This window comes from Escherichia sp. E4736, from assembly GCF_005781225.1.
In the GTDB taxonomy this organism is placed as follows: Bacteria; Pseudomonadota; Gammaproteobacteria; order Enterobacterales; family Enterobacteriaceae; genus Escherichia.
Genome location: NZ_VATT01000007.1, coordinates 299,741 through 314,168, shown reverse-complemented (window position 1 = coordinate 314,168; position 14,428 = coordinate 299,741). Strand labels below are relative to the sequence as shown.

Genomic DNA, 14,428 nt, shown 5'->3' with positions numbered 1-14,428 from the left:
AATCCTTCCCCCACCACCATCACTTCCTGATAAAAACTCATTTCAAACTTATCGATATCGTTTCATATTCTGCTCATGCGGGGAAGGACGAGAAGCTTCGACTAAGGTTCGACTCGAGCGCCAGCGAGAGAGCGTTGCCGCAGGCAACGACCCGAAGGGCGAAGCGCGCAGCGCTGAGTAATCCTTCCCCCACCACCATCACTTCCTGATAAGACTCATTTCAAGCTTATCGATATCGTTTCATATTCTGCCCATACGGGGAAGGATGAGAACCTTTGACCAAGGTTCGACTCGAGCGTCAGCGAGAGAGCGTTGCCGCAGGCAACGACCCGAAGGGCGAAGCGCGCAGCGCTGAGTAATCCTTCCTCCACCACCATCACTTCCTGATAAAACTCATTTCAAGCTTATCGATATCGTTTCATATTCTGCCCATACGGGGAAGGATGAGAACCTTCGACCAAGGTTCGACTCGAGCGTCAGCGAGAGAGCGTTGCCGCAGGCAACGACCCGAAGGGCGAAGCGCGCAGCGCTGAGTAATCCTTCCCCCACCACCATCTCTTAATTCGTTTCTCAATCTATCTGCGCCTCCCCCATTCGCCGTAAAAACTGCTGCTGTAGCCTCAGCAAATCCGCTAACGTCAATAACTGATAATCCAGACCTTGCTGGCTGGCAATTTGCGCGATAATGCGGCTTAACGCTGGATAATGGCGATGATGCCAGTGAGGAAAAAGATGATGGGTAAGATGCAAATTAATTCCGCCCAGCCAGTAGCCAAGCCATGCAGGTTGCGGCGTCCAGTCAAAGGTAGTGGCGAAGGTATGCGCCAGCCGGCCCACGGCCATTTTGCCCTCTTCTGGCGGTAACTGCGTATGCCCCTTCGCCCAGTGCGTTCCGATAATCAACATCACAAAGATCAATGACGCCAGCAGCTGGCTAAGCAGATAAGTCAGCACGATGGTCATAAAACTAAAATCAGACAAAAGCCAGGGAAGTATCAGACAGAGCGCACAATGCGCCAGTTTCCCGGCTAAGAAATACCCCCAGCCAGCAAAACCTCGCAGGGCCAGGTGCCGTGTTACCGGCGTAAACCCGGCGCGATCGAGCCAGTCCACCACCCAGATATACCAGGGAAAGGTGAGCGCGGCGACCAGCGGCCAGTAGCGATGTTGCTGGCGCATAAAAGGTCGCCACTGCTGCCACGGAGTCTGGCGAAGAATGCCATTTTCTGCAGTATCCGGATCGTAAAATTCAATATTGGTAAAGCCGTGATGAAAGCGAACGTGGCGCACCCGCCAACAGTCCGGATCAAGCCCCATTGGAAAAGCAACCCACCGGTTAAGCCACGCATTGGCCTTTTTACCGCGCAAAAACGCATCATGCGACGCGTCATGCACCACATTGACCGCTAACAGCATGGCGCAAAACATCATCGCCAGATACCACAACAGATACAGCCCCCACTGGCTTTGAGACAACGCCAGTGCATAACAGCACAGACAGGCAATAATCAGTGCCGCCATTTTGGTGAATGCCCAGCCGTCGGCATAACGATGATCGCCTGCTTTTGCGAGGTACGATTTCGTGCCTTTCTGCAACTGTTTCACCAGTTGCGGATCATCAGCAGGAAAAATGATTAACCTGTCGGGCTTAAACAGGTTCATAGTGTTTCCTTAGCGACTTACGTCCTACACCGATTAGGAATAACACGCAATGGGCCAGCAAAATGCCCGCTAATCCCTTCCAGAGCAGAGTGCTCCACGAACACATATATAGAATAAAATAGAGCAGTGACAACGTCACAGAGCACCACAAAATCATTCCCCAACGCTGCCCGTCGCTCATGCCCCCCAGCGCAATGGAGCCTGCCACCAGCAGAACAAATAATACGGCTTGCTCACTGGTAATAAACTCGATGCCATAGCCATATTGCTGGATGTAACCAAGCACCAGCATAAACAGCAGAATCACCCCTGCCCCCACTGCCCACGCGGAACTTTGGTAACGACGTTCAATCGCTTTGCCAAATGAGCGAAAGCCCATTAAGCGTAAAAATGGCAGGTTACTCTCGCGCATCGGGTTACAGGACAAGCGACTATTTTTTACGCCGTAGCCTATGTCATGATCCGGCCCAGCACTCCAGGAACCGAAAAGTTTATCCCACAACAAAAAGGTGCCACCGTAATTGGTATCGGCATATTGCTTTTCATTCAGATGATGGACGCGATGATGCGAAGGCGTGATCAGCACTTTTTCCAGCCAACCCAGTTTCGGCGTTAGCGCGTTATGGTTAAAAAATTGCCAACCATAGTGAATAATAGAAACCGCCAAAAAGACCTGCAATGGCACACCAAGCATCGCCAGCAGCATAAAAAACGGGATTGAGGTTAACGAGGAATACCACGAGTTCCGCACGCCTAATGAGAGGTTGTAGTGTTCACCCTGATGATGCACCACATGTACCGCCCACAGCGGGCGCATTTCGTGATGCCAGCGATGCAGCCAGTAAAAGCCGAAATCCCACGCAAGGATAGTAAACAGCCACAGCAGGATCACCGGCGCATTATCAAACAGTCCAAGGCTGAAGTGATTGACCAGCAGGCCATAGCAGAGCACTTCCAGGCAGCGAAATAACCACAGCATCATATGACCGGAGTTGATATTAAAAATAACGTCCAGCCAGTCCACTTTTTGCCGCCCGGTGAATTGCAACACGCCCGCTTCGGCTAACACCAACAGCACCATCGATATGATGGGAAACAGTAAATCACTCATATTGCGTCTTCCTTTTCTCGCATGTTGCGCATATCCAACCGCAAATCGACGCCAGCAACGCGCCGCCTACTAAATCGATAAATAAATGTCTGCGTAATTGCAGAATCGAAAAGGCGATAGCTATCGCCCAAACCACGCTCATTAGTGTTAGCCAACGGCTCCCCTTTTTGGCAATTGCCCATACCGCCAACAGCGTGAGCGCGGCGTGTAAGGAGGGAAAACAGTTCTGACTTGAGTCAATGGCGATCAGCCCATTTAGAGCCCCCGCAGATATCCCCGACTGAGCAAACGCGGGATATTGCATGGTTGTGGGCCAGAGTAGATAAAACACGCCTGCCACCAGTGCCGAAAGTTGCATTGCGCGGGCCAGCCAGCGCAGGTGGCAAAGTGGTGTGGATAAATAACCTAACGGCACAATTAGAAAAAACGAGAGATACAGCCACACGGCGGAGGGTGAAAACGCAATTAAATTATCAATTACTGACGGCGTTAATTGATACCCTTCACCTTGCAGGGAGTCGCTAAAATTGTAGATAACCCCAACGGTTCCCCAGCCCAGCAGCATCTGTTTCAGGCGTAGCAGTAAATTGCTCATTCCCGCCCCCACTCACGCACAATTCGCCGCCGCTTGGCTGTAAAAGCGACGGGCACCGTTTGCGATTCCAGCGACCAAATTAATTGCCCGACTGCGATATCCTGGCGTATAAACAAGGCATTCAACGCTTCCCGGCACTGCTCCAGCATCCCCGGTTCGCAATCTGCTATTAGCGTTAGCTGTGCTGCCCCGGTTTGTAGCAGGCGATAATCAGCAGTTAACGGCAGCGTCATCGCCAGCACCCGACTACATGCATCGGCAAATACGGTCTGAATATCGCCAGATCTTGTCGGCAGTTGCAGTTGATCGTCCTGCCGCCCTTCGATACGCGCAATCGCCATTGTCGCACTGCCACAAGGGCATGGCTGTTCACTTGCCACCAGCACATCATCAAGTCGATAACGCACCACCGGCTGCGTGGTGCGGGTAAAGTCTGTGACGATCGGCATGAAACGGTGCTCATCCAGCCATTGCGGTTCAATGTGAACAAATTCTTCGTTGAGATGTAACGTGCCACACCGGCAGGTAGAGGCGAGAAAGCCTTCTGTCGCCTGATAGATTTCGCCCACATTGTTGAACACGCTTCGCAGTAATTCCCGATCCTGCGGCTCCAGAACTTCCGCCACCGAAATCACTTTTTTGACCTTTAGCGTTAGCTCTCCGGCAATCACCGCCAGCGCCAGTGCGCGTAATACCTGAGCTGGCGCGACAATAATCGTGGGCGCTCGCTGTTCCAGTTGTTTGAGTTGCGCCTGAAATGGCGCCAGCAGATCGTAAAAGTCGAGACTTAACCAGCGGTTATTCACGCTTTGATAGAGGTTGTTGTCCGCGCGCAAAAACAGTGCCACCCGCTCTTTGGCAAATAAACCGTCGGGCAGCACTTTTGCCAGCACACCGGCGGCCCAAATCTGTTGCTCGTGCGGGCTAACCACGAAAAGTCCACGACGCCCCGATGTACCTGATGAAAGCCCGACGCTAAACTTGCCCACGCTGGGTTTGAAATCACGACTCTGCTCACTGCGCATTGCACAGGCGAGAAGCTCGTCGCGCTTTAAACCCGCGGTATTCATCTCATCGAAATGCGTCATCATTAATGCTTTGTCCATCAACGGCCACTGGTTAAACGGCAACGCCAGATAACGCTGAAACCACGGGCTCTTAGATAAGACATTTTGCCGGAACGAATGCAGCCTTTTTGCCTGCCAGTATTCCAGCGCCTGGCGATCGGTGAAATGCAGCCTGCGGGTACGAAAGTAGCGCCAGAGTAAAGCCAACGGGATCATAAATCCCCCTCGTGGCACAACCGAATGTCCACTGCGCCGTTTTGCCAAAGCTGATGTAATTGCCCAAGCGTGCGGTAGTAGGCGCGGCTGTCGGACATAACCAGATGCGCCAGTGGTGAAGGCCCTCGCAGCTCCTGATAGTTAGCTGGTGCCCATGCCGCATCCCCAGCCAGTAAAGTCCAGCCATCGTCTGTTTGCACAAACGCACCGATATGTCCGCCAGCATGTCCGGGAAGCGGCACGAGGATAATTTCGCCATTGCTTTCTGGCAGCAAATAGCCACTCTCAAACGGTGCCAGTTCAGGAGGCATATTCACCGATGCGAAACTTTCAATAAAACGCAGTGAGGATTCAAAATTCTCCGGGATCAGCCCTGGCACAAAGGCCTGACGCAGTGCGGCTATGCCACGCAGCGTTCTTACCTGCTGCCAACCTTCACCGGAACAGATGCAGGCGACATCAGGAAAATCGCGCAGACCAGCAATATGATCGGCGTGAAAATGCGACAGAATAATCGCATCAACATCTTTTGCCGCCAGTCCGTGCGCGGAAAGTTGTCGCACCAACGCCTGTTGTGGATCGAAATAAACCGGCGTGACCTGGCGATAAAGACGAAATACGCCGGATTTCGTGTAATGTTCAAACCACGAAGAATAGCCAGTGTCCCACAGCCAGCGTTTCTCCCCCACTTCCAGCAGCCAGGCGCGGGCGGGGAATTTACACACTTTCAGCCCAGCCCCTTTCAGCGCAATACAGCCAATATGGGTACACCAGCCCGTTTCAAATGCGGTTATATTTGCCATGTTCCCTCAGCCATTGTCCCGTGATTGCAATACCTTGCTCCATCGAAAAGCGCGGGTGATATCCCAACTCTGTAATGGCCTTTTGCGCACTCAGCGTCATATCAAAACAGAGTGTTCCGGCGCTGTAACGTGTGATAACAGGTTCCTGATTAACGCATTTCCCGTACAGCTCCAGGCCGCGCGCGACCAGAGAAAGCAATGGCCAGGGAACGGTAGTAATTTGGTAGCTCAATCCCAGTTGCTGGCGCAGCAAGGCGTCAAGCATTACAGATAATTTCTGCGGCTGATGATTGCTGATGTTGTAAATACTGCCTGAGCGTAATCCTTCAACTTGCATTGCCAGCTGCATGGCATACACCACGTTTTGCACGAAAGTGAGATCCAATAACGCTTCACCCCCGCGCGGCAAACGTAAGCAACCGCCGCCCTGCTGCAACTGCTGCATCAGGCGGGGAACAATCACCTGGTCATGAGGGCCAAACAAACCACGGGGACGCAAAAGGATAAACCTCGTGGCAGGATATTGCGCTACTGCCCCGGCAATAGCCTGCTCAGCGGCATATTTACTGCTGGCATAATGGCTGGAAAATGTTCGCGCAAGATAATTTTCTGGCAGGTCATAGTGATGTTGAAAATCAAAGTAAACAGCAGGCGTGGAGATATGGATAAACCGGGGAATGTTCAGCCTGCCTGCCGCCTGTGCCAAAGTGTAGGTCGCTTTGACATTGGCAAGCCAGAATGCCGTTTTGTCGCCCCAGGGCGAAGACTTTGCCGCACAGTGCCAGACGGCATCGCAGCCTTCCATCAAGCGGGCGCAGTCATCCTCAGTTGCCTCGGTTAAATCGAGAGCCACAAATTGTGCACCTGCGCTTGCGAGAACTTTGCCAATCTCACGATTTCGCCCTGTTGCCACAACCGAAACACCCGATTGCAACAAATATTGCACGGCATTTCGCCCGAGGCCGCTGGTCGCCCCTGTTACGAGGATCTTCACGGTAAAAGCACCATGCCAGCCAGCGTTAACCCCGCCGCCGTGCCAATCAACAGCGCAGGTTTATCCGCAGTAAAACGACCGCTAATTACCGCTTCATGCAGCGCTGTGGGTATAGACGCAGCAACCTGATTGCCGTAGAAGCGGTAGACATCAATAAGCGCAGATTCCGGCACTCGCAGCCGTTTACGCATATGTTCAAGGGAAAGATGACTAGCCTGATGCGGAACGACCGTAACAATATCAGCCAGTTGCAGGCCGCTTTTTTGCAGTAAGCGCGAAAAATAATCTTCAATAAGTGAAGAGGCAAAACGAAACAGCGGTTTCCCCTGCATATGAAAAAGAAAGTCGCTGTCACTCACACCAGAACGAGGATTACGCCGCGTGCCGCCCGCACGAATTTCACACAGTTCGCTGCCTTCGGGATACATTTCGATCAGGCTGGCGATAATCCCGCTGCGACCATCACCTCGCTCAACAATCGCGCACGCCGCGCCATCACCAAAAATGAGTGACGACTCTTCATGATTCCAGTCGATGCCGCGTGAAGCAATATCTGCCGAGACGATAGCAATGCGCCGATATGCTCCACAGTTTAATAATCCGGCAGCAACTTCCAGAGCGGAAATAAAGCTGACACAGCTACTGTTGATATCAAATCCGGCAACGCCTGCGGGCATAGCAGCGGCTTTAAGAATATGAATTGCGCTACAGGGTAATGCCTGTACGGCAATGGCTGACGCACAAATTAACAGATCAATATCAGAAGGTTTTAAGGCAGCCGATGCTAACGCATTATGCAACGCTTCTGCCGCCAGTTCGGCCTGGCTGGCGTCGTTGCTGGCAAAATAGCGCCAGCAAATGCCGGAACGTCGCTCAACGTAGCCCGCAGGTTTATTTAACTGAACATCCAGTTGTTGAGAGGTAATTTTATCAGGCGGTAAGGCGATCCCCGTGGCGATTATTTTTAATGCCGCAGAAATCGTCGAGTGATTAGGTTGATCCACGGTCAGTGCTCCTTCACTGTTCCATAGGTGGGCCAATCATATAGATGAGGTTCGTTTCTCTACAATCTGAAATATCGACAATGTGTAACTGATGATTTCAGCAGGCTGACAACGTGCGTTACGTTATGCCGGATGCGGCGTGAACGCCTTATCCGGCATACATATCACGTAATATCAATGAATTGTACGACTCTGTAGACCTGATAAGCGCAGCGCATCAGGCACTTTGTCGTGCTTAGTGGCGAGCGCGCACCAGCTGATACTTACGTGTCAGATACTCCACCGGTACGCTCCAGATGTGCACCAGACGCGAGAACGGGAACAGCAGGAACAACGTCATCCCCAGCACCAGGTGCAGACGGAAGATAAACGCGACACCATCAAGGTGTTGAGAAGCGCCACCGTGGAAGGTCACTACCGACTGCGCCCAGCCAACCAGTTTCATCATCTCGCTACCGTCCATATGCTGGGCAGAGAATGGAATGGTCAGCAGACCCAGCGCACACTGGATAACGAGCAGCGACAGGATCAGGATATCTGCTCCGGTAGTGGTTGCACGCACGCGAGGGCTGAACAGGCGGCGCTTCAGCAACAGCACGCCGCCAATCAGACACAGCACGCCGCTGGCACCACCAGCAAACATCGCCATTTTTTGTTTCACTTCGATCGGCAACCACGCTTCATACATCCAGTGCGGCGTCAGCATACCGAAGAAGTGGCCGACGAAAATCCCCAGAATGCCGATATGGAACAGGTTCGACGCCAGGTTCATTCCTTTACGATCCAGCATCTGGCTGGATGCCGCGCGCCAGGTGTACTGCCCGTAGTCATAGCGCAGCCAACTACCAATCAGGAAGACCGCCCCGGCAATGTACGGGTAGATGTCAAAGAAGAACATATTCAGGAATTGCATTAGTGCTGTCCTCCGGTGGTGATATTCAGATATTGCGGCGCGACGGCACCGGCAAAGCGACGCTGATGGGCAGTGATTGCCGAATCACCGCAGCCTTTGTCTGCAAAGAACTTAACCTGCTCTTCTTCCCAGACGGCATCCAGCGCCTGCGGCGTATCGTCGCGCGCTTCATCGGCAATTTTTTCCGCCACTTTGTCGCTGTCGATAGCGGTATTCGCCAGTTTCAGCAGCAGATCAAACAGCACTGCATAACGGCTTTCACGCTGTTGCAGACGCGCGCTCAGCAATGCCAGAATCGGCGCGATATCTTTCAAACCTTCCACGGCTTCGCTTTGCGGCAGCTGCGCCAGATATTCCAGATACAGCGGCAGATGGTCCGGCAATTCGCGGCTGTTTAACTGCAAGCCGTGCTGCTCGTACTGCGCCAACAGGTCAACCATTGCCTGACCACGATCGCGGGATTCACCGTGAACATGTTCGAATAGCAACAGTGACGTGGCGCGACCACGGTCGAACAGTTCGCTGTACTGCGCCTGGGCATCCAGCAGATCCATCGCCGTTAAATCGCGTAGGAAAATGCCCAGCGCATGGGCATCTTCTTTCGACAAATTTTCCGACGCGGCAATCGCCTCGAACATCTCCTGTTGATGCTGCCATAAGGCAGCATCCGGATATTCAAGGAGACGCGATACAATCACGAGTTCGATCATGGATGCGGCTCCGTTTTGCTGGTCACATCGATGGCATCGATACGACGGCTGTTGAACAGATTGAATTTGGTATCTGAACCGTGACAGCCGTCACCAAAGGTAAAGCCGCAGCCATTTTTCTCCGGGAAGGCTTCCCGTGCCAGTTCACGATGGCTGCTTGGTACCACAAAGCGATCTTCGTAGTTAGCAATCGCCAGATAACGATACATTTCCTGCGCCTGGGCTTCGGTCAGACCGACCTCTTCCAGCGCACGGGTATCAACTTTACCGTCAACGGTTTCAGCACGTTTGTAATGACGCATCGCCAGCATGCGTTTCAGCGCACGCAGTACCGGTTGGGTGTCGCCTGCGGTCAGCAGGTTCGCCAGATACTGTACCGGGATACGCAGGCTTTCGACGTCTGGCAAAATGCCGTTGCTGCCCAACTCGCCAGCGTCTGCAGCAGACTGAATCGGAGACAGAGGCGGCACGTACCAGACCATCGGCAAGGTGCGATATTCCGGATGCAGCGGCAGCGCCAGTTTCCATTCCATCGCCATTTTATAAACCGGCGACTGCTGCGCAGCTTCAATAACGCTCAGCGGGATACCATCTTTAATCGCCTGCTCGATGACCTTCGGATCGTTCGGATCGAGGAACACGTCCAGCTGACGCTGGTAGAGATCTTTTTCGTTCTCGGTGCTGGCCGCACGTTCAATGGCGTCCGCATCGTACAGCAGCACGCCGAGATAACGGATACGACCGACACAGGTTTCTGAACACACCGTCGGCTGACCGGCTTCAATACGCGGATAGCAGAAGATGCACTTCTCAGACTTACCGCTCTTCCAGTTGAAGTAGATTTTTTTGTATGGACATCCGGTGATGCACATACGCCAGCCACGGCATTTATCCTGGTCGATCAGGACGATGCCATCTTCTTCACGCTTGTAAATCGCACCGCTCGGGCAGGTCGCCACACATGCCGGGTTCAGGCAGTGTTCGCACAGGCGCGGCAAATACATCATGAAGGTGTTTTCGAACTGGCTATACATCGCCTTCTGGATGTTGTCGAAGTTCTTGTCTTTCGCCAGTTTGTCAAACTCGCCGCCCAGGTCATCTTCCCAGTTCGGCCCTTTTTCGATTTTCGCCATCCGTTCGCCGGTAATCAGCGAACGCGGACGGGCAATCGGCTGCGATTTGCTGCCTTCCGGCGCGGTATGCAGGTTCTGATAGTCAAAATCAAACGGCTCGTAATAATCGTCGATCCCCGGCAGATGCGGGTTAGCGAAGATTTTACCCAGCAGCATGGCGCGGTTACCCATGCGCGGTTGCAGTTTGCCGTTGATTTTACGGATCCAGCCGCCTTTGTATTTTTCCTGGTTTTCCCAGTCGGTCGGGAAGCCCTGGCCCGGCTTGGTTTCCACGTTGTTGAACCACGCGTATTCCACGCCTTCGCGGCTGGTCCAGACGTTTTTACAGGTAACTGAACAGGTGTGGCAGCCGATGCACTTATCGAGATTCAGCACCATGCCGACTTGTGAACGAATTTTCATTTTACGCTCTCCTGTACCTGGTCATTGCCTTCGCCATCTAACCAGTCAATGTTCTTCATCTTACGCACTACAACAAACTCATCGCGGTTAGAACCTACAGTGCCGTAGTAGTTAAAGCCGTATGCCAGATGGGCATAGCCGCCGATCATATGCGTCGGTTTCGGCGTGATACGGGTGACCGAGTTATGGATACCACCACGCTGTTGGGTAATTTCCGAACCAGGCAGGTTAACGATACGTTCCTGCGCGTGGTACATCATGGTCATCCCTGCCGGAACACGCTGGCTGACAACCGCACGGGCAGTCAGTGCACCGTTGCTGTTGAAGACTTCAATCCAGTCGTTATCGGCGATACCCAGATCTTTGGCATCGGCTTCACTCAGCCAGACCACCGGACCACCGCGACCTAAAGTCAGCATCAGCAGGTTGTCGCTATAGGTGGAGTGGATCCCCCACTTCTGGTGCGGCGTCAGGAAGTTGAGCGCTTTTTCCGGATTACCGTTGGATTTCTGGCCCATCACTTCTTTCACCGAACGGGTGTCAATCGGCGGACGATAAACCAGCAGGCTTTCACCGAAATCACGCATCCACTGATGATCCTGATAAAGCTGCTGACGACCAGAGAGCGTGCGCCACGGGATCAGCTCGTGAACGTTGGTGTAACCGGCGTTGTAAGAAACGTGTTCATCTTCCAGACCAGACCAGGTCGGGCTGGAGATAATTTTGCGCGGTTGTGCCTGAATATCGCGGAAGCGGATCTTCTCGTCTTCTTTATTCAGCGCCAGATGCGTATGGTCACGACCGGTAAATTCGCTCAGGGCAGCCCAGGCTTTCACGGCTACCTGACCGTTGGTTTCCGGTGCCAGCGTCAGGATCATCTCTGCCGCATCAATGGCGGTGTTCAGCATCGGCTGGCCTTTCGCCGGACCTTCCGCTTTGGTGTAGTTGAGCTTACGCAGCAGATCCATCTCGCTCTGGGTGTTCCAGGCAATCCCTTTACCGCCGTTACCGATTTTCTCCATCAGCGGGCCGATAGAGGTAAAGCGTTCGTAAGTTGCCGGATAATCGCGCTCTACGACCATAATGTGCGGTGCGGTTTTACCTGGGATCAGGTCGCATTCGCCTTTTTTCCAGTCTTTCACATCCAGCGGCTGTGCCAGTTCAGCGGCAGAGTCGTGCTGGATAGGCAGCGTGACGATGTCGGTTTCTTTACCCAGATGACCGACGCACACTTCGGAGAATTTCTTGGCGATGGCTTTGTAGATTTCCCAGTCACTTTTCGCTTCCCAGGCCGGATCGACCGCCGCAGACAGCGGGTGAATAAACGGATGCATATCCGAAGTATTCATGTCGTCTTTTTCGTACCAGGTCGCCGTCGGCAAAATGATGTCGGAATAGAGACAGGTGCTCGACAGACGGAAGTCCAGCGTCACCACCAGATCCAGCTTGCCTTCCAGACCGTTGTCCTGCCAGTCCACTTCTTCCGGCTTCACACCGCCCTGCTGCCCCAGATCTTTACCCTGGATACCGTGTTCCGTCCCCAGCAGGTACTTGAGCATAAACTCATGACCTTTACCGGAAGAACCGAGCAGGTTAGAACGCCAGATGAACAGGTTACGCGGGTGGTTTTTACCGTTTTCTGGTTGTTCAGCCGCAAAACGGATGGAACCGTCTTTCAGGGATTTCACGGTGTAATCCACCGGATTCATCCCGGCTTTTTCTGCTTCGCCAGCGATAGTCAGCGGGTTAGTGCCTAACTGCGGTGCAGACGGCAGCCAGCCCATGCGTTCCGCACGAACGTTGAAGTCGATCAGATGTCCGGTGTAGCGGGATTTATCCGCCATCGGCGACAGCAGCTCTTCCGCAGTCACGGTTTCATAACGCCACTGGCTGGAGTGGTTATAGAAGTAAGAGGTGCTGTTCATGTGACGCGCCGGACGCTGCCAGTCAAGGGCAAACGCCAGCGGCTGCCAGCCAGTTTGCGGACGCAGTTTTTCCTGACCTACGTAGTGCGCCCAGCCGCCGCCGCTCTGACCAATACAGCCGCAGAAAATCAGCATGTTGATCAGACCACGGTAGTTCATATCGAGGTGATACCAGTGGTTCAGACCCGCACCGACGATAATCATCGAACGACCGTGCGTCTTGTCAGCGTTATCAGCAAATTCACGGGCAATACGGATAATCTGGCTGCGAGAAACGCCAGTGATCTGCTCGGCCCACGCCGGAGTGTAAGCTTTCACATCGTCGTAGCTGGTTGCGCAGTTAACGTCGTTCAGGCCGCGTTCCAGACCGTAGTTTGCCAGCGTCAGATCATAAACGGTGGTCACCAGAGCGGTGCTACCGTCGGCCAGTTGCAGGCGTTTTACCGGCAGTTTGTGCAGCAGAATGTTTTCCAGCTCCACTTTGTTGAAGTGTTCAGTGCCGTCGCCGCCAAAGTACGGAAAGCCCACTTCAGCGATCTCATCCTGGCTACCCAGCAGACTCAGTTGCAGCTCAGTTTCTTCGCCGGTTTTACCGTCGCGCTGCTCCAGATTCCATTTGCCCTTCTCGCCCCAGCGGAAGCCAATAGAACCGTTCGGCGCAACCATTTCGCCATTGGTATTAAAGGCGACAGTTTTCCATTCCGGATTGTTTTCCTGGCCCAGCGCATCCACCAGATCGGCAGCGCGCAGCATACGACCCGCAGCGTAGTAACCGTCGCGCTCTTCCAGCATCACCAGCATCGGCATGTCGGTGTAGCGACGCACATAGTCGGTGAAATACTGGCTTGGGTTGTCGAGGTGGAATTCACGCAGCATTACGTGGCCCATCGCCAGCGCCATTGCCGCATCGGTGCCTTGTTTCGGTGCCAGCCAAAGATCGCACAATTTGGCGATTTCAGCGTAGTCCGGCGTTACGGCAACAGTTTTGGTGCCTTTGTAACGCACTTCAGTAAAGAAGTGAGCATCCGGGGTACGCGTCTGCGGCACGTTTGAACCCCAGGCGATGATGTAGCTGGAGTTGTACCAGTCAGCGGATTCCGGAACGTCAGTTTGCTCGCCCCAGGTTTGCGGAGACGCAGGAGGCAGGTCGCAGTACCAGTCGTAGAAGCTCAAGCAAGTACCGCCAATCAGCGAGAGATAACGCGCACCCGATGCGTAAGAAACCATCGACATTGCCGGAATTGGCGAGAAGCCAGCGACACGGTCCGGGCCGTAGTTTTTGATGGTGTAAACGTTAGATGCGGCGATCAGTTCGTTCACTTCCTGCCAGGAGGAACGAACAAAACCACCGCGTCCACGCGCCTGCTTAAAGCTTTTCGCTTTATCGGCGTCTTCAATGATAGAAGCCCATGCCTCAACCGGATCGCTATGCAGCGCCTTCGCTTCACGCCACATTTTCATCAGGCGTTTGCGCATCATTGGGTATTTCAGGCGGTTGGCGCTATAGAGATACCAGGAGTAGCTGGCGCCGCGCGGGCAGCCGCGAGGTTCATGGTTTGGCAGGTCCGGACGGGTACGCGGATAGTCAGTCTGCTGGGTTTCCCAGGTCACCAGACCGTTTTTAACGTAGATTTTCCAGCTACAGGAGCCGGTGCAGTTTACCCCGTGGGTAGAGCGGACGATTTTGTCATGCTGCCAACGCTGGCGATATCCATCCTCCCAGTCACGGTTGGTATTGAGAAGCTGGCCATGCCCATCGGCAAAGGTTTCGCCCTTCTGCTTGAAGTAGCGAAACCGGTCCAGGAATTTACTCATCGGTTTTCTCCTGTGGGAGCCTGTCGGCTCTCTGATAAATCGACATTGCTAATGTTTAAAGGCAAGGTAACGCTCTGA

General features: G+C 53.5%; 11 protein-coding genes and 3 other RNA genes. 3 read left to right on the top strand and 11 right to left on the bottom strand.

Features of this window, described 5'->3' with window-relative positions:
• The first annotated feature begins 66 nt into the window (after positions 1-66).
• The 3 genes from FEK46_RS06170 to FEK46_RS06160 all read left to right on the top strand — a co-directional run bounded on the left by FEK46_RS06170 (position 67) and on the right by FEK46_RS06160 (position 554).
• Positions 67-198: non-coding RNA, RtT sRNA (locus FEK46_RS06170), on the top strand.
• Positions 199-244: 46 nt separating this feature from the next.
• Positions 245-376, top strand: a non-coding RNA gene (locus FEK46_RS06165) — RtT sRNA.
• 46 nt (positions 377-422) lie between these two features.
• Positions 423-554: non-coding RNA, RtT sRNA (locus FEK46_RS06160), on the top strand.
• A gap of 16 nt (positions 555-570) precedes the next feature.
• Here the strand turns inward: FEK46_RS06160 and FEK46_RS06155 are convergent.
• The 11 genes from FEK46_RS06155 to FEK46_RS06105 all read right to left on the bottom strand — a co-directional run bounded on the left by FEK46_RS06155 (position 571) and on the right by FEK46_RS06105 (position 14,350).
• Entirely contained in the window at positions 571-1,662 is a 1,092-nt protein-coding gene (locus FEK46_RS06155) for an acyl-CoA desaturase (protein ID WP_135559630.1), read from the bottom strand.
• Positions 1,649-2,773: a sterol desaturase family protein gene (locus FEK46_RS06150; RefSeq protein WP_135559631.1), complete on the bottom strand. Its 1,125-nt coding sequence runs from the start codon at positions 2,771-2,773 to the stop codon at positions 1,649-1,651. The genes FEK46_RS06155 and FEK46_RS06150 overlap by 14 nt, the downstream gene beginning before the upstream one ends.
• Positions 2,766-3,368, bottom strand: a complete 603-nt coding sequence (locus FEK46_RS06145; RefSeq protein WP_135493826.1) for a phosphatase PAP2 family protein — start codon at positions 3,366-3,368, stop codon at positions 2,766-2,768. Before FEK46_RS06145 ends, FEK46_RS06150 begins: the two co-directional genes overlap by 8 nt.
• On the bottom strand, positions 3,365-4,651 hold the full coding sequence (locus tag FEK46_RS06140) for a F390 synthetase-related protein (protein WP_135559632.1): 1,287 nt from the start codon (positions 4,649-4,651) through the stop codon (positions 3,365-3,367). The genes FEK46_RS06145 and FEK46_RS06140 overlap by 4 nt, the downstream gene beginning before the upstream one ends.
• Entirely contained in the window at positions 4,648-5,454 is an 807-nt protein-coding gene (locus tag FEK46_RS06135) for an MBL fold metallo-hydrolase (RefSeq protein WP_135559633.1), read from the bottom strand. The genes FEK46_RS06140 and FEK46_RS06135 overlap by 4 nt, the downstream gene beginning before the upstream one ends.
• A complete protein-coding gene (locus tag FEK46_RS06130) occupies positions 5,432-6,448 on the bottom strand; it encodes an NAD(P)-dependent oxidoreductase (RefSeq protein ID WP_135559634.1) in 1,017 nt (338 codons plus the stop codon). Before FEK46_RS06130 ends, FEK46_RS06135 begins: the two co-directional genes overlap by 23 nt.
• Positions 6,445-7,452, bottom strand: coding sequence for a 3-oxoacyl-[acyl-carrier-protein] synthase III C-terminal domain-containing protein (locus FEK46_RS06125; protein WP_135493820.1), 1,008 nt, complete (start codon positions 7,450-7,452; stop codon positions 6,445-6,447). The genes FEK46_RS06130 and FEK46_RS06125 overlap by 4 nt, the downstream gene beginning before the upstream one ends.
• A gap of 235 nt (positions 7,453-7,687) precedes the next feature.
• Positions 7,688-8,365 (bottom strand): respiratory nitrate reductase subunit gamma, encoded by a 678-nt coding sequence (gene narI, locus FEK46_RS06120; protein WP_001160110.1) that lies wholly within the window; start codon positions 8,363-8,365, stop codon positions 7,688-7,690.
• The gene (gene narJ, locus FEK46_RS06115; RefSeq protein WP_130205691.1) at positions 8,365-9,075 is read right to left on the bottom strand and encodes a nitrate reductase molybdenum cofactor assembly chaperone; all 711 of its coding nucleotides are present in this window, start codon (positions 9,073-9,075) and stop codon (positions 8,365-8,367) included. Before narJ ends, narI begins: the two co-directional genes overlap by 1 nt.
• Positions 9,072-10,610, bottom strand: a complete 1,539-nt coding sequence (narH, locus tag FEK46_RS06110) for a nitrate reductase subunit beta (RefSeq protein WP_046082940.1) — start codon at positions 10,608-10,610, stop codon at positions 9,072-9,074. Before narH ends, narJ begins: the two co-directional genes overlap by 4 nt.
• Complete coding sequence (locus FEK46_RS06105) at positions 10,607-14,350, bottom strand: nitrate reductase subunit alpha (RefSeq protein ID WP_135409866.1); 3,744 nt, start codon at positions 14,348-14,350, stop codon at positions 10,607-10,609. The genes narH and FEK46_RS06105 overlap by 4 nt, the downstream gene beginning before the upstream one ends.
• Between the last annotated feature and the right edge of the window lie 78 nt (positions 14,351-14,428).

Excerpts from the sequence above, each read along its gene's own strand:
- FEK46_RS06155 (WP_135559630.1), bottom strand. The coding sequence starts at position 1,662 with ATGAACCTGTTTAAGCCCGACAGGTTAATCATTTTTCCTGCTGATGAT.
- FEK46_RS06150 (WP_135559631.1), bottom strand. The coding sequence starts at position 2,773 with ATGAGTGATTTACTGTTTCCCATCATATCGATGGTGCTGTTGGTGTTA.
- FEK46_RS06145 (WP_135493826.1), bottom strand. The coding sequence starts at position 3,368 with ATGAGCAATTTACTGCTACGCCTGAAACAGATGCTGCTGGGCTGGGGA.
- FEK46_RS06140 (WP_135559632.1), bottom strand. The coding sequence starts at position 4,651 with ATGATCCCGTTGGCTTTACTCTGGCGCTACTTTCGTACCCGCAGGCTG.
- FEK46_RS06135 (WP_135559633.1), bottom strand. The coding sequence starts at position 5,454 with ATGGCAAATATAACCGCATTTGAAACGGGCTGGTGTACCCATATTGGC.
- narI (WP_001160110.1), bottom strand. The coding sequence starts at position 8,365 with ATGCAATTCCTGAATATGTTCTTCTTTGACATCTACCCGTACATTGCC.
- narJ (WP_130205691.1), bottom strand. The coding sequence starts at position 9,075 with ATGATCGAACTCGTGATTGTATCGCGTCTCCTTGAATATCCGGATGCT.
- narH (WP_046082940.1), bottom strand. The coding sequence starts at position 10,610 with ATGAAAATTCGTTCACAAGTCGGCATGGTGCTGAATCTCGATAAGTGC.
- FEK46_RS06105 (WP_135409866.1), bottom strand. The coding sequence starts at position 14,350 with ATGAGTAAATTCCTGGACCGGTTTCGCTACTTCAAGCAGAAGGGCGAA.